The organism is Janthinobacterium sp. GW458P, from assembly GCF_002127585.1.
Lineage (GTDB): Bacteria > Pseudomonadota > Gammaproteobacteria > Burkholderiales > Burkholderiaceae_D > Janthinobacterium.
This window is the reverse complement of sequence record NZ_NEGZ01000023.1, coordinates 31,708-57,547: the sequence shown is the minus strand read 5'-3', so window position 1 is coordinate 57,547 and position 25,840 is coordinate 31,708. Positions and strand designations below refer to the sequence as shown.

The 25,840-nt window shown below is 65.2% G+C and carries 26 protein-coding genes and 1 pseudogene; 15 read left to right on the top strand and 12 right to left on the bottom strand.

The window, feature by feature from the left end; genetic code table 11:
• Nucleotides 1-6 precede the first annotated feature (6 nt).
• Nucleotides 7-588: a violacein biosynthesis enzyme VioE gene (gene vioE / locus CBW50_RS14740; RefSeq protein ID WP_086146256.1), complete on the top strand. Its 582-nt coding sequence runs from the start codon at nt 7-9 to the stop codon at nt 586-588.
• A 91-nt stretch (nt 589-679) separates the two neighbouring features.
• The gene (locus CBW50_RS14735) at nt 680-1,843 is read left to right on the top strand and encodes an MFS transporter (RefSeq protein ID WP_086146255.1); all 1,164 of its coding nucleotides are present in this window, start codon (nt 680-682) and stop codon (nt 1,841-1,843) included.
• A gap of 130 nt (nt 1,844-1,973) precedes the next feature.
• Here CBW50_RS14735 and CBW50_RS14730 read toward each other — a convergent pair whose 3' ends face one another.
• Nucleotides 1,974-2,516 carry a GNAT family N-acetyltransferase gene (locus CBW50_RS14730; protein ID WP_086146254.1) on the bottom strand — a complete coding sequence of 181 codons (543 nt, stop codon included), beginning with the start codon at nt 2,514-2,516 and terminating at the stop codon, nt 1,974-1,976.
• 76 nt (nt 2,517-2,592) lie between these two features.
• On the opposite strand from CBW50_RS14730, the gene CBW50_RS14725 reads away from it, so the two are divergent.
• The 7 genes from CBW50_RS14725 (at nt 2,593) to CBW50_RS28895 (ending at nt 8,289) form a co-directional block, all read left to right on the top strand.
• The gene (locus CBW50_RS14725; protein WP_253251943.1) at nt 2,593-3,804 is read left to right on the top strand and encodes a citrate synthase family protein; all 1,212 of its coding nucleotides are present in this window, start codon (nt 2,593-2,595) and stop codon (nt 3,802-3,804) included.
• Between the two features lie 39 nt (nt 3,805-3,843).
• Nucleotides 3,844-4,335 (top strand): MarR family transcriptional regulator, encoded by a 492-nt coding sequence (locus CBW50_RS14720; protein ID WP_086146253.1) that lies wholly within the window; start codon nt 3,844-3,846, stop codon nt 4,333-4,335.
• Between the two features lie 33 nt (nt 4,336-4,368).
• Nucleotides 4,369-4,821 carry a PaaI family thioesterase gene (locus CBW50_RS14715; protein WP_070310764.1) on the top strand — a complete coding sequence of 151 codons (453 nt, stop codon included), beginning with the start codon at nt 4,369-4,371 and terminating at the stop codon, nt 4,819-4,821.
• A gap of 82 nt (nt 4,822-4,903) precedes the next feature.
• Entirely contained in the window at nt 4,904-5,875 is a 972-nt protein-coding gene (locus tag CBW50_RS14710) for a hypothetical protein (protein WP_086146252.1), read from the top strand.
• A 142-nt stretch (nt 5,876-6,017) separates the two neighbouring features.
• The gene (locus CBW50_RS14705; RefSeq protein ID WP_172404768.1) at nt 6,018-7,349 is read left to right on the top strand and encodes a S41 family peptidase; all 1,332 of its coding nucleotides are present in this window, start codon (nt 6,018-6,020) and stop codon (nt 7,347-7,349) included.
• On the top strand, nt 7,342-7,833 hold the full coding sequence (locus tag CBW50_RS14700) for a MarR family transcriptional regulator (RefSeq protein ID WP_086146250.1): 492 nt from the start codon (nt 7,342-7,344) through the stop codon (nt 7,831-7,833). Before CBW50_RS14705 ends, CBW50_RS14700 begins: the two co-directional genes overlap by 8 nt.
• A gap of 72 nt (nt 7,834-7,905) precedes the next feature.
• A complete protein-coding gene (locus CBW50_RS28895) occupies nt 7,906-8,289 on the top strand; it encodes a hypothetical protein (RefSeq protein WP_139842522.1) in 384 nt (127 codons plus the stop codon).
• Between the two features lie 193 nt (nt 8,290-8,482).
• On the opposite strand, the gene CBW50_RS14695 is transcribed toward CBW50_RS28895, so the two are convergent.
• On the bottom strand, nt 8,483-9,502 hold the full coding sequence (locus CBW50_RS14695; protein WP_086146249.1) for a site-specific integrase: 1,020 nt from the start codon (nt 9,500-9,502) through the stop codon (nt 8,483-8,485).
• Nucleotides 9,503-9,722: 220 nt separating this feature from the next.
• Between CBW50_RS14695 and CBW50_RS14690 the strand changes: the two genes are divergently transcribed.
• Nucleotides 9,723-10,745, top strand: coding sequence for a DNA-binding protein (locus CBW50_RS14690; RefSeq protein ID WP_253251942.1), 1,023 nt, complete (start codon nt 9,723-9,725; stop codon nt 10,743-10,745).
• A gap of 10 nt (nt 10,746-10,755) precedes the next feature.
• A complete protein-coding gene (locus CBW50_RS29370) occupies nt 10,756-10,920 on the top strand; it encodes a hypothetical protein (protein ID WP_157792336.1) in 165 nt (54 codons plus the stop codon).
• A gap of 208 nt (nt 10,921-11,128) precedes the next feature.
• Here the strand turns inward: CBW50_RS29370 and CBW50_RS28890 are convergent, their stop codons facing one another.
• Genes CBW50_RS28890 through CBW50_RS14675 form a run of 4 tightly spaced genes read right to left on the bottom strand, consistent with a single transcriptional unit; the run spans nt 11,129 to nt 13,040 of the window.
• Entirely contained in the window at nt 11,129-11,416 is a 288-nt protein-coding gene (locus CBW50_RS28890; protein WP_139842521.1) for a hypothetical protein, read from the bottom strand.
• Nucleotides 11,417-11,419: 3 nt separating this feature from the next.
• Nucleotides 11,420-11,971 carry a hypothetical protein gene (locus tag CBW50_RS14685; protein ID WP_086146247.1) on the bottom strand — a complete coding sequence of 184 codons (552 nt, stop codon included), beginning with the start codon at nt 11,969-11,971 and terminating at the stop codon, nt 11,420-11,422.
• Nucleotides 11,968-12,402, bottom strand: coding sequence for a DUF1801 domain-containing protein (locus tag CBW50_RS14680; protein ID WP_086146246.1), 435 nt, complete (start codon nt 12,400-12,402; stop codon nt 11,968-11,970). Before CBW50_RS14680 ends, CBW50_RS14685 begins: the two co-directional genes overlap by 4 nt.
• A gap of 29 nt (nt 12,403-12,431) precedes the next feature.
• Nucleotides 12,432-13,040: a hypothetical protein gene (locus CBW50_RS14675; protein WP_139842520.1), complete on the bottom strand. Its 609-nt coding sequence runs from the start codon at nt 13,038-13,040 to the stop codon at nt 12,432-12,434.
• 190 nt (nt 13,041-13,230) lie between these two features.
• Here CBW50_RS14675 and CBW50_RS14670 point away from each other — a divergent pair, with 190 nt between their 5' ends.
• Both CBW50_RS14670 and CBW50_RS14665 read left to right on the top strand, forming a co-directional pair.
• A complete protein-coding gene (locus CBW50_RS14670; protein WP_086146244.1) occupies nt 13,231-14,154 on the top strand; it encodes a DUF535 family protein in 924 nt (307 codons plus the stop codon).
• Between the two features lie 118 nt (nt 14,155-14,272).
• A complete protein-coding gene (locus CBW50_RS14665; protein WP_086146243.1) occupies nt 14,273-15,625 on the top strand; it encodes a serine hydrolase in 1,353 nt (450 codons plus the stop codon).
• Nucleotides 15,626-15,634: 9 nt separating this feature from the next.
• Here the strand turns inward: CBW50_RS14665 and CBW50_RS14660 are convergent, their stop codons facing one another.
• From CBW50_RS14660 to CBW50_RS14650, 3 genes and pseudogenes are all read right to left on the bottom strand, one after another.
• Entirely contained in the window at nt 15,635-15,982 is a 348-nt protein-coding gene (locus tag CBW50_RS14660; RefSeq protein WP_086146242.1) for a hypothetical protein, read from the bottom strand.
• On the bottom strand, nt 15,979-17,547 hold the full coding sequence (locus CBW50_RS14655) for an EAL domain-containing protein (RefSeq protein ID WP_086146274.1): 1,569 nt from the start codon (nt 17,545-17,547) through the stop codon (nt 15,979-15,981). The genes CBW50_RS14660 and CBW50_RS14655 overlap by 4 nt, the downstream gene beginning before the upstream one ends.
• A 231-nt stretch (nt 17,548-17,778) precedes the next feature.
• Nucleotides 17,779-19,278 (bottom strand): annotated as a pseudogene (locus CBW50_RS14650) (MFS transporter); the annotation flags it as partial.
• Between the two features lie 81 nt (nt 19,279-19,359).
• On the opposite strand from CBW50_RS14650, the gene CBW50_RS14645 reads away from it, so the two are divergent.
• Nucleotides 19,360-20,244 carry a LysR substrate-binding domain-containing protein gene (locus tag CBW50_RS14645; RefSeq protein WP_086146273.1) on the top strand — a complete coding sequence of 295 codons (885 nt, stop codon included), beginning with the start codon at nt 19,360-19,362 and terminating at the stop codon, nt 20,242-20,244.
• 48 nt (nt 20,245-20,292) lie between these two features.
• Here the strand turns inward: CBW50_RS14645 and CBW50_RS14640 are convergent, their stop codons facing one another.
• The 3 genes from CBW50_RS14640 to CBW50_RS14630 all read right to left on the bottom strand — a co-directional run bounded on the left by CBW50_RS14640 (nt 20,293) and on the right by CBW50_RS14630 (nt 23,354).
• Nucleotides 20,293-21,483: a low temperature requirement protein A gene (locus CBW50_RS14640; protein WP_086146240.1), complete on the bottom strand. Its 1,191-nt coding sequence runs from the start codon at nt 21,481-21,483 to the stop codon at nt 20,293-20,295.
• A 133-nt stretch (nt 21,484-21,616) separates the two neighbouring features.
• Complete coding sequence (locus CBW50_RS14635; RefSeq protein WP_086146239.1) at nt 21,617-22,570, bottom strand: 2-hydroxyacid dehydrogenase; 954 nt, start codon at nt 22,568-22,570, stop codon at nt 21,617-21,619.
• 112 nt (nt 22,571-22,682) lie between these two features.
• Nucleotides 22,683-23,354 carry a hypothetical protein gene (locus CBW50_RS14630; protein ID WP_086146238.1) on the bottom strand — a complete coding sequence of 224 codons (672 nt, stop codon included), beginning with the start codon at nt 23,352-23,354 and terminating at the stop codon, nt 22,683-22,685.
• A 232-nt stretch (nt 23,355-23,586) separates the two neighbouring features.
• Here CBW50_RS14630 and CBW50_RS14625 point away from each other — a divergent pair, with 232 nt between their 5' ends.
• Complete coding sequence (locus tag CBW50_RS14625; RefSeq protein ID WP_086146237.1) at nt 23,587-25,788, top strand: TonB-dependent siderophore receptor; 2,202 nt, start codon at nt 23,587-23,589, stop codon at nt 25,786-25,788.
• Nucleotides 25,789-25,840: the final 52 nt, after the last annotated feature.

Below are 25,840 nucleotides of genomic sequence, written 5' to 3'. Positions count from 1 at the left end.
GCTGCCATGCCGGCACACCTCGCCCCGCCGCTGCTGCCGCTGCAATGGAGCAGCGCCTATGTCTCCTACTGGACACCGATGCAGGAGGACGATCAGGTCACGTCCGGTTATTGCTGGTTCGACTATGCGCGCAACATCTGCCGCATCGATGGCCTGTTCAATCCCTGGTCGGAAAAGGAACACGGGCACCTGCTGTGGATGTCGGAAATCGGCGATGCCAGGCGCAAACAAAGCCGCAAGCAGAAAGTAGCCTACGCAAGGCAAGCGGAGGCAACTGGCGCGCAGCTGCAGGGCATGGCGCTGGCCGATGAGGTGACGCCGTTCCATGACCTGTTCCTGCCGCAAGCCGTGCTGCCGGACGCCGGCGCGCGTCACGACGGCCGCCACACCGTGCTGGGCCAGGAGGCCGACGCGTGGATAGTCGAGCGGATGGGCAAGCCGCCATCGGTCTTTTACCTGGAGGCCGGCGGCAACCGCCTGCTGCGCATGGTCACGGGCAACGACCCGCAGCACCTTTCGGTACGCGACTTCCCCAACCTGCAAGTCGGCGGCATTCCGGACAGCGTCTTTACGTCTTGCAACATGTGACCAGGCCGTGGCGCGCGCAAGAGCCGCATGCGGCCCGGGCGCGCGCCACCCCCGGCTAGTGTTTTAGCTACTAATCTCGAAGGATATTGCTATGCCGCTGCTTGTTTACATTCTGGGGTTGACGATCTTTTCGTTAACGACATCCGAATTCATGGTGGCGGGCATGATGCCGTCGCTGGCCCTGGCCATGGACGAACCGGTCACGCGGATCGGCTACCTGATTTCGCTCTATGCCATGGGCATGGTCATCGGCGGGCCGCTGAGTACCATTGCCTTGCTCAAACTGCGCGTGCCGAACAAGCAGGGATTGCTGTGGCTGCTGGGCTTTTATATCCTTGCCCAATCCGTCGCCGCGTCGGCCACCAGCTATGACATCCTGGCCATCGCACGCGTGGTCACGGGCGTGGCGGCCTCCACCTGCTTTGGCTTGTCGCTGGCCATTTGTGCCGACATCGTCGCTCCCGACGCGCGCGGACGCGCCGCCGCCGTCGTGATCGGCGGCCTCATGCTCGCTTCGGTGGTCGGCGTGCCGGTCGCCACGCTCATCGACCAGCACCTGGGATGGCGCGCCAGCTTCTGGCTGGTGGTACTGCTGGCGCTCTTGTGCCTGGCGCTCATTACTGTGCTGGTGCCGCGCGCCAAGCCGTCCGAAGTCGTCAGCCTCGGCAAGGAACTGGGGGAGTTCCGCAACCGCCACCTGTGGGCAGCGTATGCCAGCAGCGGCCTCATCATCGGTGCGATTTTCGCGGCGTTCAGCTATTTCGCGGCCATCCTGACGGAAATTACCGGCTTTCCCGCATCCGCTATCCCCTGGCTGCTGGGCGTCTATGGCGTCGCCAACGTGGTGGGCAATGGCGTGGTCGGCCGTTATGCGGACCGCTACACTACGCCCATCATGGTCTGGGGCATGGTCATCCTGAGCATCAGCCTGGCGCTGTTCGCGGTCTTTGCGCAGGACAAGGCCATCAGCGTCGCCTTGCTGGTCGTCACAGGCCTGGTGGGCATGTCGATGAATCCCGCCATCATCGCCCGCGTGATGAAAACCGCCCATCCCGGGCCGCTGGTCAACACCGTCCATACCTCCGTCATCAATATCGGCCTGGGCGCCGGCTCATGGCTCGGCGGCCTCGGCATTGCCGCCGGCTACGGCCTGCGCTCCCCGCTGTGGGTCGGCGTCGCGCTGGCAGTGCTTGGATTAATCAGCTTGCTGCCTTACCTCGGGCACAGGGCGCGCGATTCGGTGCTGTCGCATTAACGGTATGCGTGCGGACCGTGGCGCCGAGCGCCCGGGCCGCGGCCGCAAGGCGTGAGTTGCGCCGACGATGCCAATGCGTTCTGCGCGTTCTGGCTCATCATGATTCATATCTGCCAACGTTGCTTATCTATCACCTGGCAGGGTCTATCCCAGCCGAGCGCAAATCCAGCGCATAAGCATGGCAGTCGACAACCTTGCCTTCCACGATGGCGATAGCGGGCACGGCCACGCCCTGCACGAAGCCGCAGCGCACCAGCACGCGGATCGACGCCGCATTGCCGTCGATGGCGTAGGCGCACAGGCTGGCCAGCTGCCATTCGTTTTGCGCCAGATCAATCAGGTGACGCAGCGCGGCCGTGGCCAGGCCCCTGCCCGCCTGCTGCTGGCCGATGCGGTAGCCGACTTCAGCCGTTCCCAGTTGCTGGTCGATGTCCTTGAGGTTGGCGCGCCCGATCAGTTGCCCGTGTTCGTCAACGATGACGCAGGGGTGCAGGCGTCCCTGTGCGTGCTGGTCCAGGAATTGCGCGACGTGCGCCTGCACGCCGTCGTGGCTGTAAAAATCGTCGGGACGCCGGTCGATATGGCGCTCGAACCAGGCCCGGTTGGCTTGTTCGAAAGCCAGCAAGGGCGCGGCGTCGCCGGCGCGCAGGGTGCGAATCGTGTGTGTGCTCATGGAGACTCCTGGAAAGGCATGAGTCTAGTGACGCGCCGCCCGGCCCGTCAATCTTGATTCCATCAATCAATATAAAGTGGCAGCCGCTACAATGGCCGCCATGAACAACCATCTGTCCGCTCCTGACGCGGCACGCCTGCTGGGCGTCAGCCTGCCTACCCTGTATGCCTATGTCAGCCGGGGCTTGCTGACCTCCGTCAGCAACGGCACATCGCGCCGCAAGCGCTATCCGCAGGAAGACGTGCTGCGCCTGGCGGCGCGCAAGAACGACGCCAAACGGGGCGGCCAGACGGCCGTGGCCGCCATGCACTGGGGCTTGCCGGTGCTGGAAACGCGGATTTCCCATATTGTCGATGGACGATTGCTGTACCGCGGCTGCGATGCGACGGCATTGGCCGAGTCCGCGACGCTGGAAGCAATCGCCGGCCTGCTGTGGGACGATGGCGCCATCGATCATTTTCCGCAGGACGCGCCTGCCGTGCCGCAGGCGCTGGCCGGCGCGCCGGACGGGCCGCCGCTGGCGCGCGCCATGTTCGCCATGGCCAGCCTGGCGTCCGTTCCCGCGACGATGCCTGCAAGCATGCTGCAGTCCGGCCCCGCCCTGATGCGCCTGCTGGCCGCCGCCTTGCTGCAGACGGCGCCGTCCGCCTTGCCGCTGCACCGGCAGCTGGCCCGGGCGTGGCAAGCCGGTGCGGAGCAGGCTGAATTGATCCGCGCCGCGCTCGTATTGCTGGCCGACCATGAATTGAATGCCTCGACGTTTGCCGTGCGCTGCGTCGCTTCGACGGGCGCCAGCCTGCCCGCCGCGCTGATGGCCGGGCTGGCGGCCTTGTCCGGCGACAAGCATGGCGGCGGCGGCGCGGCGGCCCGGCGCATGTTGACGCAGGCGCTGGCCGCGCCGGACGCCGGGGCCGCCATCGTCGCCTATTACAAGACCGTCGCGCCGGAATTCGCCGGTTTTGGCCACCCGCTGTATCCAGACGGCGACCCGCGCGCCGCGTATCTGCTGGAACGCCTGTCGGCGCTGTCGCGCGGGCACCCCCATCTGGCCGCCATCCTGGCCGTCTGCGCCACGGCAAGCGAGCTGCTCGATGTCCGCCCAAACGCCGACCTGGCGCTGGCCGCGATGGAACTGGCGTTCGGCTGGCCCGAGGGCGCGGGATGGAGCGTGTTTGCGCTGGCCCGCTCGGCCGGCTGGATCGCGCATGCCGCCGAGCAAGCCGCCAGCGCGGCCCTGATACGGCCCCGTGCCCGCTACATCGGACGCCACCGGCGCGACTGGCAATAGTCGCTTGATTTATTACGCATACGTAGTAGTATACTTCGCATGCGTACCAATACCTCGCCCCAATCCGACCTCGCCGATGCTGCCGCCTGCCCGCTGGGCGAGCGTTCGCCGCGCCTGTTCAACCTGCTCAACCTGGCGCGCCAGAATCTGTTCCGCTCGGCCGATGCCGTTTTCACCAGCGAACTGGGCTTTTCCGGCACGCAAGTGGTCGCCCTGTTTGCCCTGAAGGGCGAGGAAGGCTGCCAATTGAAGGATCTGGGGCGGGCGCTGCAGCTGAAAAACTCGGCCGTGACGGGCCTGGTGGCGCGCATGGAAGAAAACGGCCTGATCGTGCGCGGCCAGTCGGCGCTCGACGCGCGCGCCGGCGCCCTGCACATGTCGGCCAAGGGCGGCGAGGTACTGGCCCACGCCCTGCCCCTGCTCGACAGCCTGAATGAACAACTGAAAGCCGGTTTCAGCGAGGAAGAACTGGCCGTCGTCGCCCGCTTCCTGCTGCACGCCTCGCGCCTGCGTTTTACGCAGGACGTCTGATTCATCCCCACATCACCACCACAGGAGTTACCCATGCACCCGAAAGACATGACCGGCTTGCAACTGATGCAAGCGTTCGCGCAAGGCCTGTTTCCCCGGCCCGGCATTTCCAAGACCATGCCCATGGATGCACACACGATCGAGCATGGCAGAGTCATCTTCACGGCCACGGCGAATGAAAACCACACGAATCCCATGGGCGGCGTGCACGGCGGTTTCGCCGCCACCGTGCTCGACACGGTCACGGGTTGCGCTACGCACACGGTCTTGCCGGCCGGCGAAAGCTACGGCACGACGGACCTGAACATCAAAATGTGCCGCCCCCTGCCCTTCAACGTGACGGTCTTTGCGGAAGGCAAAGTCATCAATGCGGGCCGCAACCTGGTCATTTCCGAAGGCACGATCCGCGACGAAGCCGGTAAAGTCTACGCGCACGCGACGGCCACCTGCATGATCATCCGCCCCCGGGAACAAGCGGCCGCGTGATATGGCCCGGCACTAGTCTGTGCAGTTTTTGGCTGTATCGACATTCAGAAAGACTGGAATTTTGCATGAAAGGCAGCATCTAATGGATTTCCATGTAAGCGCTAAATCCTATAATTGCTACGGCGGTCACACGACGTTATCTCCGATTGGGGATTTTCTTCTGGCGGGAGGCGGCAGCTTTGGAGACGCGATCAAGGAAATTGCAGTCACGCTTCACTTTAGAGACGCTGGTCCGGCAAAGAAGACGTTGGAAGCTCTGCTGGAGAGGCACAATAATTTCCGCTCAACGCTACCTAAGATCACTTATCGCAGAGCAAAGGGCAAGCTCGAGATCGATATCGCCAGCGAATTGATGGAAGGTCGGGACTGGACGCGCTCTGCAACATTGTCTTTGCCACTTTTTAAGGCAGGCGTTGATGAAGTCATCAATGCACTCGGGCTATTGCGAACGCGATTGAAGCGCACGGATGATTTCAGCCTGGAGAGATTTCTAGACCACTGTGAAGCTGCCAAGAAACGCATCCCCCATTCGGGGGAAGCTCTGCAACTCCTTGCGTCCGGGCTGGAGGCAGCAGCACGAGCCAAGCGTGATGGAATGTCACCCTGGGAGAAGTTGGGAATTGATTGGGAGGACTTTCATCCCAAAGCACGCGAAATTCTGGATGATCCATTTTTTTGGAGCTGCGCGGATGATTTCTCGCCGAACGGCAATGATACTGGAGCCGATCTTCTGGAGAGCTATCGCGATTGGCACAAGACGCACAAGACCGTCATGCCAATTCGATTCCTTGAGAAACTGGCAAGACAGTGGGGATACTCCGGCATCAACGCCATGGACGAGGATGTTCGCTGCGAAGCGGCGATTGCGCTCGCATTTGCCGATATCAAGCTAAGAGCGGCATGCGACCAGCAGGCGCGACAACTGGCATTGGACTGTATTGGGCAGCAAAGAGCCCGGGCGCTGGCCGCTGGGAACTGGTCTCATCGCGAAGAAAGGCTCAATGCGTTGAATCAGATCGAAGCAAAGTTGAAGCAAATTTCACTGTCAATTTAACTGCGGGCGGCAGCAATGGGCACAAGCCGCCAAAAGCAGAGCTTGACGAACGCCAGCCTCCTCCGGGCGAACCTCGCATAGTTTGTACAACATATTGCGCAATATGTTGTATGATCGGCTCTCACCGTGGGGGAATATTAGAATGCGCTATCACCTATGTCTGCTTCAAACGCTGTCGGCACTGTCCATCGTTTGCGCATCGGGCGCTTTTGCCGAGGCACCGGGCATCTCGCGAGACGAAAAGGGCGCGGTCATCGCCTCGCTCGATAGCGCCTTGAATGCGAACTACCCGTTTCCGGACATCGCAAGAAAAATTGCGCCGGTGCTTCAGGAGCGTCTGAAAAAGGGAGCGTATGACGCGGCGACCACGAAGGCTGAGTTTGCGAGCAAGCTGACCGACGATCTCCTCAAAGTCAGCGGCGACCTGCATTTTTTCGTGGGTGCCGACGCGATGTGGATCGCCGAATTCAAGGCGAAGGCCGATCCGGCGCTCAAGGCCAGTATACGAAAAGAAGAATCGAGCCGGCTGGAGGAAACCAATTTCGGTTTCGACGAGGTCGCCCGCCTGAAGGGAAATGTCGGCTATATACGGTTCAGCTATTTTGCCGATCCCGAGCTTGCCTATGATACGGCCGCCTCCGTCATGCGCTTCGTCGGCAATACGGATGCCGTTATCATTGATTTGCGCTATAACAATGGCGGACATCTGGAAATGGCGCAATTTTTGGCGAGCTATTTCTTCTCCAGCGAGAAAGACCAGCTGCTCTTTGACTATTATTATAATGAGGATGGCAAGCGTATCCAGCGCGGGCAATGGGTACTGCCGGGCTTGCCGGGCAAGCGTATGCTGGACAAGCCCGTCTATATCCTGACCGGCTCCACGTCGTTTTCCTCCGCAGAATGGTTTTCCTATGCGATGAAGAAGCTCGGGCGCGCAACGCTGATCGGCGAGCGGACCGCCGGCGGTGCGCATCCGGTTGCGCGCAAGCCGCTCAACGACGATTTTTTCGTGCAAGTGCCGATCGGCCAGATCCAGGATCCCGTGGACCATGGCGATTTCGAAGGAGCCGGCGTGCAACCCGATATCGCCAGCCCCTCGATTCGCGCGCTGCCGCTGGCGCACAAGCTGGCGCTTGAAAATCTGGCCAAGACCGATGCAGCCAGGCGAACCGAATTGGCCTGGCTGCTCCCCAGCCTGACGGCAGCGATCGAACGCCCGCACGCCGATGCCCGGATGCTGGCGAAAGCGGCCGGAAAATATGAAGGCCGCCAGATCATCCTGGACAATGGCACGCTCTATTATCTCTGGCGCGAACGGTTTCGGGTCGCGCTTGAGCCGATCGGTCCCGACCTGTTCGCGGTGGAAGGCGTGTCGGATTTTCGATACCGCTTGAATGTTTCACACGGGAAAGTGACTGAGCTGGAGCGCGTGAACAAGGACGGCAGCATCCAGAGGTACAAGCGCCTTGACTAAAGAGACACTTCACCCGGCCGCGATCGATGACGCCGTGTTTCTCGGCCGCGCCGTCGAGCGGCTGAGCGTCCTGATCGCCGAGCAATCCAAGACGGTCTTCGATACGATGGGGATCGTCATCCCGGTCCGTTCGTGTTCGCTGATGACTGTTCTGGCAACGCTCGGTTCGGCCTGCGCCTCGGATCTGGCGCGCGAACTCGGACATTCGCACCAGCTGGTCATGCAAAAGATACCAAAGCTGCTCCGCCTGGGCCTCATACGGTATCGGGACGACGACCATGATGCCCGGCGACGACTATTTATGCCCACCGATGAAGGCTTGTCACAACTGGCGAAATTCGAGCAGTGCACGGTGCTGATACGGGCGGCCTATGACGGCTTGTTTGCCGAGGTGGGAGACGTCAGGCAGTTCGTGGACCGGGCCGCCGATGCGCTCAACGCGAGGCCGCTGGACAAACGCATCAGTTCCCCGGCTGTCTCCTGAGAGGCAGCACCTGGCAACGACGGCAAGCGGCCGCTGACATTCGATTTGATGCAGCATTAACGGAAACAATCCATGCACGAAGTTATGTTTGTCCTCAGTCCGCTGCCTGCGCTTCAAGTAGCTGCGTTAGCAATTTTTCAGATTCTGAGACTTGACGTATTTGAAGAACGAGAAAGTTCCAATTATCCACCTGAGAATCGCTATTTCATTGGCTACGCGGCAAATGCCTCCGTCAAAGTCTGTTGTTCTGATGACGATCGCTTTCCTCACCCATATTGGGTAATTCTGGGACCGCGTGTACTTGAGGGTAGCAGCCAGGTAAGCATACCGGTAGACATTTCCATTTTGGCAGAAGCCCTCGCTGCAGGTGGCTTGGAGATATTTGTCCCTTCGAAGGGATGGAGTAAGATTGACTGGAACGGTTCGGGCGACGCATATGGGCGCCTGGCAGGCTGAAGGTGGCCAAAAGCAGCCGTCCGAGCCGAATTCATAGGGTGTCAATAGATGACCATCACGCATGGCCTTGGATAGCAGGGCGACTTCAGGTTAATTTTTTTTAGAGGGGCAGGCATATTAAGCCATGCTGCGGGCGTTAGGCTCGGCGTCCTGTTCGCTGCCAGGCCGATGCGAGCAAGGTGTTATTGCGCCCTCAGCCCGCCGCCTTCTTCTTCCCCTTTAACAAACTCCCCGCCGCATTTTCCTCGAAGCGGCCCGCCTCTTCTATATAACCATGCACGGTGCCGTCGTGGCGCCAGCCGCCCTGGCGCTTGATGGCCTGGAAATCGGCGCCGGCGCGGTGGGCGCTGGTGGCCATGCCGCGGCGCAGGCTGTGGCTCGACAGTTCCGGCACGTAATCGAGCCCGGCCAGCCTGGCGCAGCCTTCCAGTATCGTGTTGATGCTGCTCGCGTGCAATCCCTTTCCGCCCACATGGCCCCACTGGTTGACGGTGCGCAAGAGCGGTCCGGCGGCGATGCCCGCCACGCCCAGCCAGGCGCGCAGGGCCGTGGCCGGGCAGCAGACGCCGTCGCCGAACGGGATCGCCTTGACGATGCCCTCCCCCAGTTGATCCGTTTTCGAGCGGGGCAAGGTGATCACCAGGCCCTGCGGCTCCCAGCGGATGTCTTCCAGCTTCAATCCCACCAGTTCGCTGCGGCGGAAGCCGCCGAAAAACCCCAGCTGCAGCAAGGCGCTGTCGCGCAAGGCCTTGTTGGTGCCCAGGGCGGCCAGCCTGGCGACGATCAGTTCCAGGTCTTCCAGCGGCAGCGCCCTCGCCTTCTTTTTCGGCTTGCCGTGCAGGCGCGCGATGCCGGCCAGGGTCTTGCGCACGGTGGGCGTGGACGCGGGGTCGGCAAAGCCCTGGTACACATGCCATTGCGACATGGCCGTCAGGCGCAGGGCCAGGGTGCGCGCGTTCAGGCTGTCCGCATACGCCAGCAGATAGCGGATGACGCAGGACTCGTCGGCAGGCAGCGCCCCGCCCCAGGCCTGGAAGTGGCGGATGGCGCAGCGGTAGGCGCGGCGCGTGTTGTCGGATGTGGCGGCGGCGAGAAACGCCTGGTGGCGCGCGGCCAGCTCGGCGTCGACCAGGGCGCCATGTAACGGCGCAGGAACCAGGGCGGCGCTTTTTGGCGCGGCGACACGGCGTTTAGTCAGGGGCAAATCGGGCATGGCGGCGGCGAAATCGGGGTGTTGTACTGGGAGACACACAGAATAGCACGCCAAGCACCCCCATAACACGCGATAAGCGATCTTATCGCGGTCTATATTTTTCAAAAAAGATGAAAATTTTATCGTAATATTATGCCATATTACGTATCATGTAATACGTTACTAAATTTCGCTCATAGGTGATTTCATGGCCCGCACCGGCATTCTGTACTCTGATGTTATGAAAGCAGCCCAAATCGTCGCTGCCGATGGACGCAATCCCACGGTCGACAGCGTGCGCGAAGCGCTGGGCAGCACGGGCAGCAAGAGCACCATCGCGCCCCTGCTCAAGCGCTGGAAGGAAGAGTTCCAGGGCGCGGGCGCCGTCAAAACGGAGGCAGGCTTGCCGGCCGAACTCATGGAAGCGATGCGCGGCGTCTATGAAAAGCAGCAGCGCGACGTGGCGCAGCAGCTGGAAACGGGCATGCAGCAACACCGCGCCGAACGCGACGCCGCGCTGGAAAAACTCAAGAAGACGGAAAGCGAGCGCCTGAAGCTGACGGAGGCGCGCGCCGCCCTCACCCAGGAATTGCGCGCCACCCAGCATGCGCTGGCGCAATTGAAGGAAGAACACCATTTCCGCGCCGTCACGCTGGCAACCCTGCACAGCGACAACGCGGGCCTGACGCAGCGCCTGGCCGACCGGGGCGAGGAAATCGCAGCCCTGAACCGCCAGCTGGCGCAGGTGCGCTCGCAGTTCGACCATTACCAGGAGGCATCAGCCGCGCAGCGCAGCGAGGAACGGGCGCAGGCGCAGCAACGGATCAGCCGGCTGGAACAGGATAACGCCCAGCAGTTGCAGCGCCTGCAAGGCCAGCAGGCGACCCTGGTGCAGCAGGACATGCGGCTGGCGCAGCTGCAGGCGGAGCAAACGCGCCTGGCCAGCGAAGCGGCCGCCGACCGCGAAGCGCTGGCCGCCGTGCGTCCCGAGCGCGACCAGTTCGAGTTTCAATACCTGCAGGCGGCCGCGTCCGCCGACGCCCTGCTGGCCAAGCTCGATACGGCCTTGCTGGCGCTGAACGACGCCAGGGTGGCGCTGGCCGCGCAAGACCGCCAGCTCGACATGCTGGTGGAAAATGGGAAGATATCGCAGCAGAAAATGGAAGCATTGGCGCAGGAACGCGACGGCTTGTTGCGCGACAGTGCCGGCATGGCGGCCAGGCTGGCCCTGCTCATGGACAGCCAGGAGAAACGCGCTGTTTGAACCGGTCTACATGGCCTGGGATCTCTATGACGGTCGCGGGACGGGCCTGGCCGGCGTTCAAGGCTTGCCCCGTTATTTCGCCTGCCAGATGACGGCCGGCGGGGACGAGTATGCACAGCATTTCACCTTGACGCCAATCAAGGTGACGCTGCTGGCGCTGGCAACTGGGCAGTGAGACATCTTCCGCCGCCGGGAGCTGCAATGCCAAACGGGCACCGTCGCACTGGACAGCCGTCGCGGACTCCGTGCATCGACGTCCGCCAGGATGCGCTCGAGGACGCCATCCAGGCGGCCCTGGAGCCGCTGCTGCGGCAAAGCCGCGCTGCGCGCCACTTTTTACAGCTTTTCCTGGATGCCGCCGAGACCAAACCGAGCCGGCAGTGTCAAGCAGGCCGGCGGCGCGCCAGCACCAGGCCGAGTGCCGTATCGGGAAATTTGCGCCATCGCCTGGGCGGCGTGGCACGCACGCGGTTCTCGACCGCTGCCAACTGCTCGGTGTCGTCCGCTTTCAGAGTAGACGCCAATAGTTGCTCTTGCGTATGTCTCTCCATGCGATTCGCCCGTGCCTTGGCCGCGTGAATCGCCTTGCGCGAGGATTTACTGTTTTCGCCATAAGTGTTGCGGCGGTCTTTGGCGTAACTGAGGCGCTTCTTTTCTTGTGGCGTTTTCATGGTTCACAGGCGCCGGTTCAGCACGCTGTCGATATCGTGGGTTTTCAGCTCGGCCTGGACCGCGCCGTCCTGCAGCCAGTAGCCGTCGCCTCCCCGCTGCAGCGCGTCCATGTCGAGCGCGCCCAGCGCCGGCGCGACGGCGGCGGCGAGCAGGGCCGCCACGTCGCCCCAGTCGGCATAAAACAGTTTCAGATACCAGCCGTCGTCGTGGGCAAAGGCGAGAAAGCGGCCGCGCAAGGCGGGTAACGGCCCGGGCGGGCCACGGTGGCCGAGCATCGCGGCCACGTCCGCGTCGCCCGAGGCCGGCGGCGCGCCATGGTAATCGGCCCAGGCATGGCTGCCGCAGGCGTACAGGCCTTCCGGGGCCAGGGCCGGCAGCTGCTGCCGCGTCACCGACTGCCAGGCGGCCGGTTTCCTGGCCGTCCCGGCGCCGCCCTTGCGCAGCACGATGCCGTCCGCGTCCAGCAGCGCGGGAATCACATCCTTGAATTCGATGCCGGAAGCAACCATCATGCGCTCGGCCGGGTCGTGCCAGATATACAGATAATGTCTCAAGTATTCGTCCGTTTCGGTTTGGGCGCCGTATTTGCGGCCACGGCGGCGCGTATCAGCGCCTTGAACGCCGCGGCATCGAGGTGCGCGCCTTCGTGCAGGTCGATGGCCCGGCGCGTGTTGCCGTCCAGGCTGGCATTGAACAGGCCGGCCGGGTCGGGCAAGGCGGCGCCCTTGGCGAAGGTGAGTTTTACAGCCAACTTATACGTTTCACCCGTGCATATCATGCCCGCGTGCGACCAGACGGGCACGCCGCGCCATTTGACTTCCTCGACCACGTCCGGGTCCGCCGCGTGGATCAGCGCCCGCACGGCGGCCAGGGTTTTGCCGCGCCAGTCGGCCAGCGCGGCGATTTTCGCGTCGATCAGGCTGGCGGCCGATGCGGTGCCTGCCCCGTCATCCCCGGGCGGCGTGCCCGCTGCTGGTTTTTCCATGGTTCACGTCTCCTTCCTGTGCGCTTGCCTTACTGCGCGGGATCGGCCATGCAGCTGACCAGCGAGGCAAGGAACTGGTCGCGCAAGGCCTGGTATTGGGCATCCGTCGCAAAGTCGCGCGGGTCGGCCGGCTGGTTCAGCAGGTAGGCGGTGGCCACCGTGCCGCTGGCGGCGTGCAGCAGCGTGTACAGGCTGATGATGCCTTGCGCCTGCGCGATGCTGGCGTTGTTCGATCCTAGCACTTCCACGCCCTGGCGCGCGTCCGTTTCCAGCGGCACCTGATGCGGCAGCCTGCTGCCGGCCGACATCTCCTGCATCTGCGCCACGATGGTGTCGCGGTCGGCGGCAAACCGGCCGTCGGCGCTGCGTTCGATCTTCAGATTCACGAAGGGCAAGCTGCTCTTGCGGAACAACATCAGCCGATAGCCGTCGGCCGTCGATACCCGGCGCTCTTCCGCCTTCATCTTGACGATGCGCGTCGTCGCGCTGGCCGGCAAGCGGTCCTGCGTTTTGAACTGGAACTGGCTGCGGTTGATGCATTGCGCCAACGGCCCCAGGGGATCGGCCGTGCGGTCCTGCGCCTGGACAGCCAGTGCGGCAACGAGCATGGGAAGGGCAAGCAAATGGCGGTGTTTCATGGGGCGTGGTCATTTCATCGGGTCAGGGTGCAGCGAGCATACCCGTCTACATTGCCACAAAGCAAATGTTTAGTTGTCATCCTCTAAATGCGCGTGAAGATAGCTTCTTAATATGAAATTCACCTTGCCCGCGTAGCATTCATCCAGGCAAGGCTCTCATCGTGCAGCGCCTGCCCTTACCGGCCCAATCATGAACGACATCGCTTTAACCTGGAGCAATAACGCCGCCCTGCCGCCTCCCGCCAGTGGACACCGGCTGAAAGCGGCGCTGGGCGCCATCTTCTTCCCGCGCCAGCGCACGCGCTGGCTGGCCTTTCTTGGCAGCCTGCCCGGCTTGGGCGAGCTGGCGCGGCTGCATCCCTGCCTGCGCTTCAAGATCTACCGCCCTTACGCTTCGCGCCAGCTCGGCTGCGCGGCGCGCCTGGCCTTGCTGGAAGGCCATTACCGCTTCCTGTGGCAAGCCGGCGCGCGCCCGCTGGTCGAATGGGCGGCGCGCCAGCCCGTGCTGCTGGCCGCCTTCGACGGCAAGGATGGGGCGCTGTACCGCCTGCAGCTGACGGCCATCCATGACAGCTACCGCGAAGGCGAATTGTGCCTGCGCCTGACGCGCAACGGCCTGCCCCTGTACCTGGCCAGCTTTCTGTTCCTGCCGCGCGCCGATGGCGTGTCCTTGCAGCTGGGCGCGCTGCAAGGCTTGCGTTCCGAGGCGGGCAAGCTGGCCGTCAAGGAAGCCACGCGGGCCCTGCACGGCTGCCGCCCGAAAAACCTGATGGTCACGGCCCTGCGCGATTTCGGCGATTTTTTTGCCTGCAACAGCCTGTTCTTGATCAGCAATGACAACCGCATCGCCCTCAATGCCCGGCGCCGGCGCCATATTGCCGCCGATTACGACCTGGCGTGGCAGCAATTGCATGCCTTGCGCATGCGCGACGGTAATTACCACCTGCCCTGCGCGCCCTACCGGGTGCCGGACCTGGCTGCGGTGCCGTCCAAGAAGCGCGCCGATGCGCGCCGGCGCGGCGAATTGCTGCAAGGCATGGCCGCCGACATGCGCGCGCAGCTGGCCGCTTTGCTGGACACGGCTGCGGCCGGGAACTTTATGATATGGCAATAATGACATAAACCTCAGGCAACCTTCATGTAAGCGGCCTATGCTCGGCATTCATCCCAGCCACTTTATCCGGGGGGCTGGCGTGAACTTGCCTTTTCCATCGATCACTTGACAGGTTCCCATGACTGCACGCCTCACCCTCCTCCCCCTGTGCCTCATCGGCAGCGCCGCCCTGGCCGCGCCCGCCCTCGACGACGCCGTGCGCCAACGCGCGGAAGAGCTGACGCGCGCCGGCATGCACGCCAGCATCGTCATCGCCGTGATCGACGGCAAGGACAGCGCCGTCTACGGCTTTGGCAGCGTGCATGCCGGCAAGAACGCCAAACCGGGCGCCGACACGGTCTACCAGATCGGTTCCGTCACCAAGACCATGACGGCCCTGCTGCTGGCCGACGCCGTCGTCGAAGGCAAGGTCACGCTCGACGGGCCGGTGGCGCAGCTATTGCCGGGGTATGCCGTGCCCGCCTTTGACGGCAAGCAGATCAGCCTGCTCGATCTGGCCACGCATTATTCTGCGCTGCCGCGCCTGCCCGACAACTTCACGCCGAAAGAGCCGGCCAACCCCTACGCCGACTACACGGAAGCGAAGCAACGGCAATTTCTCGCCGCGTATCGCCTGCCGCACGCGCCGGGCACGGCATTTGACTACTCGAACATCGGCTACGCCGTGCTGGGCACGGCCCTGGCCGCGCAGGCCGGCACCAGCTATGAAGCACTGCTGCAAAAGCGCATCGCCGCGCCGCTGGGCATGCGCTCGACGTCGAACACGCCCTCGCACGGCATGCTGGCACGCCTGGCGCCCGGCCATCTGCTGTCGGGCGAGGCAACGCCGGCCTGGGAGCTGAACGTGGTGGCGCCGGCCGGCGGCGTGTATTCGAGCGCGCGCGACATGGTTGCCTATTTGCAAGCCTACATGCTGCGCCCGCTGCGGCCGTATGCGCTGGCGCTCCAGCCGCAGCGGGCCCTGGCGGCGGACAGCGCAGCGAAAATCGGCCTGGCCTGGCTGCTGCAGCAGCAACAGGGACACAGCTACGCCTGGCACAGCGGCCAGACGGGCGGCTACGCCAGCTATGCGGCGTTCACGACGGACAGCAAGCGGGGCGTGGTGGTGCTGACGAACACGGCGCGCACCGTCGACGCCCTCGGTTTGGCCGCCCTGCTGCCCGGCACGCCCTTGCCGCCGCTGAAAAAGCCGCCGGTCGCCATCGCCATGCCGCGCAGCGCGCTGACCGAGTACGTGGGCGAGTATGCGCTGGACAAGGATTTCACGTTGACGCTGAGTCTGGGCAAGCATGGCCTGGAAGCGGCCGGCACGGGCGTCGGCTCGGCGCCCCTGTTCGCCAGCGCCAGGGACCGGTTCTTTTTCCGCGCCATCGAGGCCGAACTGGCGTTGACGCGCGACGCGGCGGGCAAGATCGCCGGCGCCGTGCTCAGCCAGGGCGGGCAGGACGTGATCCTGCCGCGCAAGCAGTAAAGTGACGCTTCAGGACTCGCGCATGAACTGCTCCACCCGCTCGACAAACGCGGCCTTGCTGCGCGTGCGGAATTCGCCCAGGAAGGTCTCGCTGCCCTTGAGCGCCTTGCCGTGGCGGTCATATTGCACTTTTGACATTTCCAGCACGAATTCGCCCTGCGGATCGTCTTCCGGCGCGAAGTGGGAATTGAAGGCGTGACCGCTGTCGCGGCTATGGCCCCACAGCAGCAATGCGCTGCTGAACCATTGCATGGTATCGGGGCCCGGTTCCACCTCGAACAGGGTGTTGACGGTGATGTGCCAGCCGCCCGGCACGCGCAGCGGCTGCAAAGGATAGGGAAAGCGTGGCTGTTTCATGTGGACGACGGCAGGCGGCGGCCTGCGTAAAAGGCCAGGAAGTCCAAGGCCGGCAGCGCCTTGGCAAACAGCCAGCCCTGGCCGAATTCGACCTTGCGTTGGCGCAAGTAATCGGCCTGGCCCTGCGTTTCGATGCCTTCGGCCACGATCAGCATGTTCAGGGTGCGCGCCATGTCGATGATGTGCGGCGTGACGCTGCTCGTGGCCGCGTCCGTGCCGATGGTGTCGACGAAGGATTTGTCGATTTTCAGGGCGTCGAGCGGCAGGTTTTGCAGGCTGGACAGGCTGGAATAGCCCGTGCCGAAGTCGTCGATGGCCACCGCATGGCCCCGGGCACGGGCTTTTTCGATGGTGGCGCGGGCCGCTTCCACGTTGATGAAGCCCCGCTCCGTCGCTTCCAGCCAGATCTGCTGCGCTTCGATGCCAGTGCCGTCCAGCAAGCGTTCGAGCACGTCGAGCGCCCTGCCCGTCTCGATGTCGCTGGCGCACAGGTTGATGGCGATGTGCAGCGCGCGGTCGGCCACCAGCGCGGCGCGCATGTCGGCGATGACGCAGGCGATGACCTGGTCCGTGATGGGCAGGATCAACTCGCTTTCCTCGGCCACGGGGATGAACAGGTCGGGCCGTATCATGCTGCCGTCGGGACGGCGCCAGCGTATCAGCGCCTCGGCGCCCACGCACACGCCCGTGTCGAGCGCGATGATGGGTTGATAATGGACAAAGAATTCGCGCCGCTCGACGGCCGTTTCCAGTTCGCCGCGCAGCGACAAGCGCCGGCGCGACAGCCACACGACGATGCCGACGATGAAGGCGGCCATCAACATGCCCATGGGCAGGAGCAGCAGCTGTTCGCGGCGCAGCCTGTCGTGGAGCTTGCTGCGCGGCTCGATCATGACGGCCGTCAGGCCGTCGCGGTACAGCATCGCATGGATGCTGCCGTCGTGGGCGGCGCCGCCCGCCGCCGGTTTGCCGTCGAGCAGGGCCTGCACCATGGCCGGGTCGGGATGATGGAGGGTGTCGAGCACGCCCCGCTTGCCGATGGCCACGGCCATCTGGATGTCGCTGTCGACGATGACGTCGGAAAAGCGCACGGGATCGATCAGCACCTTGTGCGCGCGGTAGGTCAGCCCCACCATGCGCTTGCCGCCGCTGACGACGGGACGCAGGTTGAAATCGATGCCCATGCCGTTGGCCAGGGTGAAATCGGCGGGCGCGACGGCGATGCGCGTCTCTTCGACGCCCGTGGACGTGCACTTGAGCACGCCATTTTCCAGGTAGCCGATATCGTCGATGCTGCGCGTGGTGATGGTGATGCGGCGCAGCTGCTGGATATGCGCTTCCGAACACGGCGCCAGCTCCAGCGCGTCGGCGCTGCGCAGGGCGACGCCGGCCGAGGCGATCGAGCGGTGCGCCCGTTCCAGCGCATAGCCGGCCAGCAGGCGCAGGCGATCCTGCTCGCCCTGCAGGGCCCGCACGGACGACAGGTAGAAGGCCAGGCTCAGGGGAGCGGCCACGCCGATGACGGCCACCAGCACGCTGGTCACGATAATACGTTTTCTGCGCATGCGATTCTCCGCACCGAACATAAACTGCTGCGCGTCGCGTTTTGCGGCTTGCGATGCTCGCTGCCCCGGCGGCCCCGTGCTTCGCACAGCTCCGCTTCTCAGCCACAACTCACTGCCGCTCGCTACGGTTCTGTTCGGCGCTCTTGATTGGTCGTGTTATATGATTGCCATGTATTGCTCGATGGCATCATATTACAAGCAGAGTCCGTTTACTTGAATATTGCTGAACAGTTACACTTTTTCCAGCGGCCTGGCCAGCACGAACACCAGCGCCGCCACCACGGCCGCCAGCCCGCCCGCCAGGTACAGCACGCTGGCAAAGCCGTCGATGAAGGCGTGCCGGGCCGCTTCCTGCGCCACGGCCTGCAGCGCGGGCGGCAGCTGGCCGAAGGCCTCGGCCGCGTTGCCGGCCACGATGCGCCCTATCATCTCGGGCGAGGCCTTCAAGCCGTGCAGCCACGCCAGTTGCTCGAACGACGCGGCCGTGCGCATGGCCAGCACGGCGCCCAGCGCGCCCACGGCCAGCACGATGCCGACGAAGCGCGTGGTGGTGCTGATGCCGGAACCCATGCCCGTGCGCTCGCGCGGAATGCAGGCGAGAATGGCTTTTTGCGTCGTGCCGTTCAGCAATCCCGCCCCCGCGCCCGTGACGACCATGCCGGCCGCCACCAGGCCATACGACAGGCTGCCGGCGGCAAGGGCCGTGGCGATATTGCCCACGGCGACGATCAGCAAGCCTGTCACCAATATGCCGCGGTCGTCCAGCACGCGCATGGCACGGGGCGCCAGCCGCGACAGCGTCACCATGGCGACGGCAAACGGCAGCATGGCGCAGCCGGCCAGCACGGCGGAAAAGCCGAAGCCGTTCTGCAGGTACAGCGGCAAGAACGTCATCATTACCTGCGCCGCGATGGCGTAGCCGAACATGCCCAGCACGGCGCCGACGAACACGCGCCGGCCAAACAGCGATAAATCGACCATCGGCGCGCGCTGGCGCCGTTCCGCCAGCACGAACACCAGCAGCAGCGCCGCGCCGGCCGCAAAGCGCAGCATGGTGGCGCGGCTGGACCAGCCCGCCACGCTGGCGTCGATCAGGCCCCAGATGATGCAGAACAGGCCGGCGGAGAACAGCGCCGCCCCCAGCGGGTCGAAGCTGGCGTTCGACGCGTCCTTCGACTCGTCCACGTGCTTGCCTACCAGCCACATCAGGATGGCGACGACGGGCAGGTTCAGGTAGAAAATCCAGCGCCAGTTGATGGCGCTCGTGACGAGGCCGCCCAGCAACGGCGCCACCGTCATGGCCACGCCCATGGCCGCGCCCCACACGGACCAGGCCCGCGCCCGCTCCTTTTCCGCGTGAAAGGTGTGGCCGATGACGGCCAGCGCGGACGTGAGCAGCAGCGCGGCACCCAGGCCCTTGACGGCGCGCGCCACGTTGAGCACGAACGGCGTCCACGCCAGCCCGCACAGCAGCGAGGCCAGCGCGAACACGGCCAGGCCATAGAGCATGACCCTGCGGCGGCCCAGGCGGTCGGCGATGCTGCCAGCCGGCAACAAAAACGAGGCGAACGCCAGCATGTAGGCGCTGACCACCCATTCCACGTCGACGAAGCTGGCGTTCAGGCTGCGCGCGATCGACGGCAGCGAGACGGCGACGACGTTGGTGTCGAGCATGATCAGCGCGCACACGCCCGAGCACGTATAGAGGGTCCAGTTGGTATTCTTCATGCCCCGATTGTAAGCAGTTCCGTATTATTTCCTGTTATAAGACAAGCGCCTTATAATTTACCCATGGTGAATACAGAAAAAGACATGGAATTGCGGCACTTTCGCTGCGTGCTGGCCGTCGCGCACAGCCTGCACTTCGCGCGGGCGGCGGCCGAACTGGGCATTTCCCCGCCCGCGCTGACCAAGCAGGTGCAGGAAACGGAAAGCCTGCTGGGCACGCGGCTGTTCCAGCGCAGCAAGCGCGCCGTGGCCCTGACGGCGGCCGGCGAACTGTTCGTCATCGAGGCGCGGCGGGCGCTGGAGCAGCTGGCGCAGGCGCAGGAAACGGCGCGGCGCGCCGGACGGGGCGAGCTGGGACGGCTGGAAATCGGCTACGTGGCCTCGGCCGCCTATGCCGGCGTGCTGCAGGGCCAGTTTGCCCGCTTTCGCGCCAGCCACCCCGGCATCCATATCGGCGCGCGCGAGTATGCGATGGATGCCCTGCCCGGCTTGCTGGACCAGGGCCGGCTGGACCTAGCCTTCGTGCGCCCGCCCCTGCACCTGCCAGACGGACTCGACAGCGTGGTGCTGCTGCGCGACCGCTTCGTGGTGGCCGTGCAGGCCGACAGCGCGCTGGCGCGGCATGCGCAGGTCGCGCCGGCGGCCATGGCGCAGCAGGCGTTCATCGTGCCGGAACAGGAACTGGGAACATTGGAAGTGAGCCGGCGCGGCGGCTTTGCGGCGCAGGTCGTGTCGCGGCCGGGCAGCCTGGTGGCCGTGCTGACGGAAGTGTCGCTGGGCGCGGGATGCGCCATCGTGCCCCATTCCGTGATGGCCAGCGTCAGCCTGCCCGGCGTGGTGTTTCGCGAGCTGGCGGGGCCGCAGATCAGCTCGGAAATCGCGGCAGCGTTTCGCCGCCACGAAGCGGCGCCCGCCGCGCGCGCGTTTATTGCCCAACTAAAAATAACAGCGCTGTCCTTGAACCGCTAGTTCGAGGCCGGGACAAACCGTAGCCCGGCAGGTTGGTCCAGCTGTCACTCAAGGGTCCAGTTCCGGCGGCGGACGGCGCAGGGCCAGGTGTTCCCACACGGCCACCAGTACCAGCACGCAGCTGGTGATGCAGGCCAGGGTCAGCGGCGAATACAGGCGGCCGTACGCCATCGGGATCAGCGCCAGGATGATCAATATGCCCAGCAGGTGCGACAGCGGCGGCGCGGCGCGGTCGCTGCTGACCCATTTGAACAGCGCATTGCCCAGCAGATACAGGATTGGCCCGCCCAGCAAGGCGCTGATGCCGGCAAAGCTCGCTTCATCGGGATGCACGAGGGCCAGCTCGTCGGCCACGGCGGACACGATCACGCCGCCCACGATCAGCACGTGGATATACGTGTAAGCCTTGCGCGCGATGCTGCCCGGGTCTTTCGCGTGGGCGATGCGGTGGTGGCCTGCCTCGGCGCCCGTATCAAAATAAATCCACCACATGGCGATGCTGCCAACCAATGCCGACAGGAAACCGAGCCAGTTGCCGGCCGTCCACTCCAGGCCGGCGAACGTGGCGCCCGTCACCAGCAGGGATTCGCCGAGGGCGATGATGACGAACAGCGCGCAGCGTTCGGCCATGTGGCCGCCATCGACGTCCCAGTCGGCCGTCGACGAGCTGCCCAGGCCCGGCACGCCGAAGCGCAGCCACGGGCCGGCCAGGTCGATGGCCAGGGCCAGGCCCCACCAGAAGATGCGCTGCTCGGGCGACGCAGCGCCGCCGGCGATCCAGAACAGGCCGGAAAACACGGCCCACAGGCTGATGCGCTGGAAATTGCGGCGACGCGACACGGCGTCATGGCGCACGGCCCACCAGGCAAACAGGGGACGCCCCACCTGCATGGCCACGTAGGCGAGCGCGAACGCCAGGCCCCGCGTGCCGAACGCTTCGGGTATCGAGGCCGACATGATGAGGCCGCCCAACATCAGCGCAAACAGGCTGATACGCACGGGAATGCGCTCGGGATCGAGCCAGTTGGTGATCCACGACGTGAAAATCCACACCCACCAGACGGCCATCAGGAGCAAGCCCGTCTGCAGCCAGCCCATGGCGCTCAGGTGCGCCAGCAGGCCGTGCGACAGTTGCGTTACCGCAAACACGAACACGAGGTCGAAGAACAGCTCGATCATGCCCACCTTGCCGCTGTCCTGCCCGCCGCGCTTGCGCAGCAGCGATTTTGTCAATTCCATAAATATCTTTCATTCATACTGGTAAAACATTGAAACCCGGGCGTGCTGGCAGGATGCGGACGCCCGGGCGATGTATGCGGCGCCGCGACGCGCCGCCATGAGAGCGGGCGGCAAGGCCGGCCCGGCCGGCCGTTTATAACTTTACCGGCGTCAACAGCGGCAGGCCGGCGAAGTGCGCCTGCAGATTATCCACCACCAGCTGCCCCATGGCGTGGCGCGTTTCCACGGTCAGGCTGCCCACGTGGGGCGTGAGCACCACGTTGGGCAAGGCGCGCAGGGCGTTTGGTACGCGCGGTTCATCGGCGAAGACGTCGAGGCCGGCCGCGCCCAGGCGGCCATCGCGCAAGGCGGCGATCAAGGCTTCCTCGTCGATCAGGGCGCCGCGGGCGATATTGACCAGCGTGCCTTGCGGCCCGAGCGCGTCGAGCACCGCGCGGCCGATGATCTGGCGCGTGGCCGGCGTGCCCGGCGCGCAGACGAACAGGTAGTCGCTTTCCTGGGCCAGGGCCAGCAGCGAGTCCGCACGCGGCACGGCGCTCGCCGCAACGGCGCGCGGCTGGAAATAGCGGACCTGGACGCCGAAGGCGGCCAGGCGATGGGCGATGGCCTGCCCGATCTGCCCGAAGCCGAAGATGCCGGCCGTCTTGCCGCGCAGGCTGGACGCCGGGGCGATGGCTGCGCGGCGCTCCCAGCCGCCGTCGCGCACGAAACGGTCGAGCGCGGCGATGTGGCGGGCGCTGGCCAGCAGCAGGCCCAGCGCGAGATCGGCCACGTCGTCCGTCAGCACGTTCGGCGTGGTCGTGACGGCGATGCCCCGTTCGCGCGCCTTGTCCAGCGCCACGGCGTCGAGGCCCACGCCGTTGACGGCGACGATTTCCAGCTTGGGCAGCGAGCCCATGTCGGCGGCGTTCAGGCCCAGCGCGCCCGTCGTGACGACGGCGCGGATGACCGGCGCGCGTTCGGCCAGCCAGGCATGGCGCTCGTCCGCCGGCACTTGCCAGGCGTGATGGCAGGCGTACCGCCGTTCCAGCTGCGCGTTGACGGCAGCCGACGGGCTGGGGGCGAGGATGAGGAGATCGGGTGGCATGGGCGTCCGGGGGCGTGTGTATGGATTTGCAGACGCAACTTAGCATATTTGACGCCCGGCCGGGGATGACGGCCCCGCAATCGCCGTCAAAACCCTGCGGCTGGAACGGTCTTTAGCCCGGGCAAGGCACGCGCTTGACCTTGCCGCCAGTCCTGCCGGGGTCGGCGCCCGCGCCCGGGTTCGCGTCCAGGCCGTAGCACGCGGCGCCGCCGGCGCTGACGACGCGCGTGACGGGCCGGCCGTCGGCCGTCTGGTACTCCTCCACGCGGATGATGGGGCCGCCGCGCCAGGCGGACGCGGCCAGTTTCTGGAAGGCGCTGTCGCCCGAGAATTCCGGCGCGGCCAGCCAGGGCTTGTCTTTCTTCAGTTCGGCGCGCAGGGCCCGGTCGACCGTCCCCGCCGCCAGCCGGGCGCGCGTGCGCAGATCGTCCGCGGGTACGGCGGGAGCGGGCTCTGTCGGCGTGGTGATTGCCTCGGCCGTCACGGGCGCCGTTTCGGCCGGGGCCGGGGCCGGCGGCAAGGGGCGCGGCGCGGCGGGGGCAGGGAACCGGGGGCCGGGCATGGGCATCGGCAGGGCCATCGGCGGCGTGCGCGGCATGGGCCGGGGCGGCAGCAAGGTCATGAAGGCCACCTCCGTGTACTGCTTCAGTTGCCGCGCCGGCAGCAGGAGGAAATACAGGCCCAGCGCGTGCATGGCCAGGATCAGCGCGACGGCCGCGCCCTTGAAGCTCAGGCCGCGCCGCAGGCGCAGGGCGGTGGAACGTAAATGGTGGTGCAATGGCATGCGGGGTCCTGGAGGCGCGGCGCGCGGTGGCCTATTCTAGCGAAACTTGGATCTGTACATTAACAAATCCGCAAGGTATCGCCTGGCGCGCCTTTTTCCGCCAGATTCCGGCACCCGCGCCTGTCTCGTGTTGCATGCATGGCGACTTTTTTGTCACTTTCTCACACTTTCTCACACGCGGCACGGCGCTGGAATATAATGATAATCATTCTCATTCTTATCCAGCAACATCATGCGCTCCTTCCGTACCGTCCCTACCCCGTTCGCCCTGGCCGCCTTCCTGCTGGCCAGCGCCGCTGCCCACGCCCAGAACACGCCGGCCGGCGGCGACGCGCCAACCATGCCGACGGTGGTCGTGAATGCCTCGGCCGACGCTTCGGCCGAAGGCTTGTCGAAGGCCTATGCGGGCGGCCAGGTGGCGCGCGGCGGACGCATGGGCATTCTCGGCTCCGTGGACATGATGGATGCGCCATTCGGCAGCACCAGTTATACGCAGCAATTCATTGCCGACCAGCAAGCGCGCAGCGTGGGCGACTTGCTGCAGAGCGATCCGGCCGTGCGCCTGTCGCGCGGCTACGGCAATTTCCAGGAAGTGTATGTGATACGCGGCTTCGCCCTCGATTCCGATGACGTCGCGTATAACGGCCTGTACGGCGTCCTGCCCCGTCAGTATGTCTCGCCGGAACTGCTGGAAAGAGTGGAAGTGTTCCGCGGCGCCAGCGCCTTCCTCAACGGCGCGGCGCCCGGCGGCAGCGGCATCGGCGGGGCCATCAATCTGATGCCCAAGCGCGCCGGCAACGCGCCGCTGACGGAACTGACGGTGGGCGTGGAATCGGGCGGCCACGCCTATGCCGCCATCGACGTGGCGCGCCGCTTCGGCGAAAACCGGGAATGGGGCGTGCGCGTGAACGCCGCCAGGCGCCAGGGCGAGACGGCCGTCCAGCGCGAAGACCACGACGTGGGCATGTTTTCCGTCGGCCTCGACTATCGCGGCCGCCACGTCCGCCTGTCGGCCGACGCCGGCTACCAGAACTTCGCTTTGACGGCGCCGCGTCCGTCCGTCGCCATCGGCGGCGTGGCCGTGCTGCCGGGCGCGCCCGACGCCGCGCAGAACTTTGCCCAGCCGTGGAGCGATTCGAAGGAACGCGACGTGTTCGGCACGGCGCGCGCCGAAGTCGATCTGGCCAGGGACGTGGTGGCCTGGGCCGCCTTCGGCGGCCGCTCGACGAAGGAAGCCAACAGCCTGGCCGAACCGTCCCTGGCCTCGGTCAACGGCGACGCCACGGTGTCGCGCTTCGACAATGCGCGCAAGCAGCAGATCCGCACGGGCGAACTGGGCGTGCGCGGCAAGCTCCAGACGGGCGCCGTCCGGCACACCCTGGTGGCCAGCTGGTCCGGGCACTGGAATGAAGCGAAGAATGCGTATGCCATCGGCAACGCCTTCGCCACCAATATCTACGCGCCCGTCGACGTGGCCGCGCCGGCCACGCCGTATGCGGGTGGCATCATGAGCGACCCGCGCCTGACCCAGAAAACCATTCTCAGCAGCTATGCCCTGGCCGACACCATGGCCTTCCTCGACGACAAGCTGCTGCTGACCGTGGGCCTGCGCCGCCAGCAGATCAGGGATGCCGGCTACGACTACAATACCTCGGTGCTGCAGGGCAAGGCCTATGATGAGAGCGCCACGACGCCCGTGGCGGGCATCGTCTTCAAGACCGGCAAGAACGTGTCGCTGTACGCCAACTACATCGAGGCGCTGGTCAAGGGGCCGGCGGCCAGCGGCACCTACGCGGAAAACGGCCAGCGGCGCAATGTCGACAACATGGGCGAGGTGTTTGCGCCGTACAAATCGAAGCAGAAGGAAATCGGCGTCAAGTACGACGGCGGCAAGCTGGGCATGAGCGCCGCCCTGTTCACGACGGCCAAGCCCTTGCTGGCCGTGGCCGGCAAGCGGGCGGAAATGAACGGCGAGCAGCGCAACCGCGGCGTGGAACTGTCGATTTTCGGCACGCCGGTACAGGGCGTGCGCCTGCTGGGCGGGCTGACCTGGCTCGATGCCCGGCATAGCAGGACCGGCGTGGCCGCCAACAATGACAAGCGCCCCATCGGCGCGCCGCAAACCCAGCTGAGCGTGGGCGGCGAATGGGACGTGCCCGGCGCGCCGGGCCTGAGCCTGAACGCCCGCGCCATCTACACCTCGACGCAGTACGCGGACCTGGCCAACAGCAAGCAGCTGCCGTCGTGGACTCGCGTCGACCTCGGCGCGCGCTACCTGACGCAGGTGGCGGGCCATGACGTGACCTTGCGCGCCCGCGTGGACAATGCGACGGACCGCAATTACTGGTCCTCGGCCGTGTCATCGTTCAATATCGGCTCGCTGGTGCTGGCCGCGCCGCGCACCGTCGTCGTCTCGGGCAGCGTGGCGTTTTGACAAGCGGCGGCGAGCCGGAACCACCGCCATTGCCGCCATTCCAGGCGCCAGT

Excerpts from the sequence above, each read along its gene's own strand:
- vioE (WP_086146256.1), top strand. The coding sequence starts at position 7 with ATGCCGGCACACCTCGCCCCGCCGCTGCTGCCGCTGCAATGGAGCAGC.
- CBW50_RS14735 (WP_086146255.1), top strand. The coding sequence starts at position 680 with ATGCCGCTGCTTGTTTACATTCTGGGGTTGACGATCTTTTCGTTAACG.
- CBW50_RS14730 (WP_086146254.1), bottom strand. The coding sequence starts at position 2,516 with ATGAGCACACACACGATTCGCACCCTGCGCGCCGGCGACGCCGCGCCC.
- CBW50_RS14720 (WP_086146253.1), top strand. The coding sequence starts at position 3,844 with ATGCGTACCAATACCTCGCCCCAATCCGACCTCGCCGATGCTGCCGCC.
- CBW50_RS14715 (WP_070310764.1), top strand. The coding sequence starts at position 4,369 with ATGCACCCGAAAGACATGACCGGCTTGCAACTGATGCAAGCGTTCGCG.
- CBW50_RS14710 (WP_086146252.1), top strand. The coding sequence starts at position 4,904 with ATGGATTTCCATGTAAGCGCTAAATCCTATAATTGCTACGGCGGTCAC.
- CBW50_RS14705 (WP_172404768.1), top strand. The coding sequence starts at position 6,018 with ATGCGCTATCACCTATGTCTGCTTCAAACGCTGTCGGCACTGTCCATC.
- CBW50_RS28895 (WP_139842522.1), top strand. The coding sequence starts at position 7,906 with ATGCACGAAGTTATGTTTGTCCTCAGTCCGCTGCCTGCGCTTCAAGTA.
- CBW50_RS14695 (WP_086146249.1), bottom strand. The coding sequence starts at position 9,502 with ATGCCCGATTTGCCCCTGACTAAACGCCGTGTCGCCGCGCCAAAAAGC.
- CBW50_RS14690 (WP_253251942.1), top strand. The coding sequence starts at position 9,723 with ATGAAAGCAGCCCAAATCGTCGCTGCCGATGGACGCAATCCCACGGTC.
- CBW50_RS29370 (WP_157792336.1), top strand. The coding sequence starts at position 10,756 with ATGGCCTGGGATCTCTATGACGGTCGCGGGACGGGCCTGGCCGGCGTT.
- CBW50_RS28890 (WP_139842521.1), bottom strand. The coding sequence starts at position 11,416 with ATGAAAACGCCACAAGAAAAGAAGCGCCTCAGTTACGCCAAAGACCGC.
- CBW50_RS14680 (WP_086146246.1), bottom strand. The coding sequence starts at position 12,402 with ATGGAAAAACCAGCAGCGGGCACGCCGCCCGGGGATGACGGGGCAGGC.
- CBW50_RS14675 (WP_139842520.1), bottom strand. The coding sequence starts at position 13,040 with ATGAAACACCGCCATTTGCTTGCCCTTCCCATGCTCGTTGCCGCACTG.
- CBW50_RS14670 (WP_086146244.1), top strand. The coding sequence starts at position 13,231 with ATGAACGACATCGCTTTAACCTGGAGCAATAACGCCGCCCTGCCGCCT.
- CBW50_RS14665 (WP_086146243.1), top strand. The coding sequence starts at position 14,273 with ATGACTGCACGCCTCACCCTCCTCCCCCTGTGCCTCATCGGCAGCGCC.
- CBW50_RS14660 (WP_086146242.1), bottom strand. The coding sequence starts at position 15,982 with ATGAAACAGCCACGCTTTCCCTATCCTTTGCAGCCGCTGCGCGTGCCG.
- CBW50_RS14655 (WP_086146274.1), bottom strand. The coding sequence starts at position 17,547 with ATGCGCAGAAAACGTATTATCGTGACCAGCGTGCTGGTGGCCGTCATC.
- CBW50_RS14645 (WP_086146273.1), top strand. The coding sequence starts at position 19,360 with ATGGAATTGCGGCACTTTCGCTGCGTGCTGGCCGTCGCGCACAGCCTG.
- CBW50_RS14640 (WP_086146240.1), bottom strand. The coding sequence starts at position 21,483 with ATGGAATTGACAAAATCGCTGCTGCGCAAGCGCGGCGGGCAGGACAGC.
- CBW50_RS14635 (WP_086146239.1), bottom strand. The coding sequence starts at position 22,570 with ATGCCACCCGATCTCCTCATCCTCGCCCCCAGCCCGTCGGCTGCCGTC.
- CBW50_RS14630 (WP_086146238.1), bottom strand. The coding sequence starts at position 23,354 with ATGCCATTGCACCACCATTTACGTTCCACCGCCCTGCGCCTGCGGCGC.
- CBW50_RS14625 (WP_086146237.1), top strand. The coding sequence starts at position 23,587 with ATGCGCTCCTTCCGTACCGTCCCTACCCCGTTCGCCCTGGCCGCCTTC.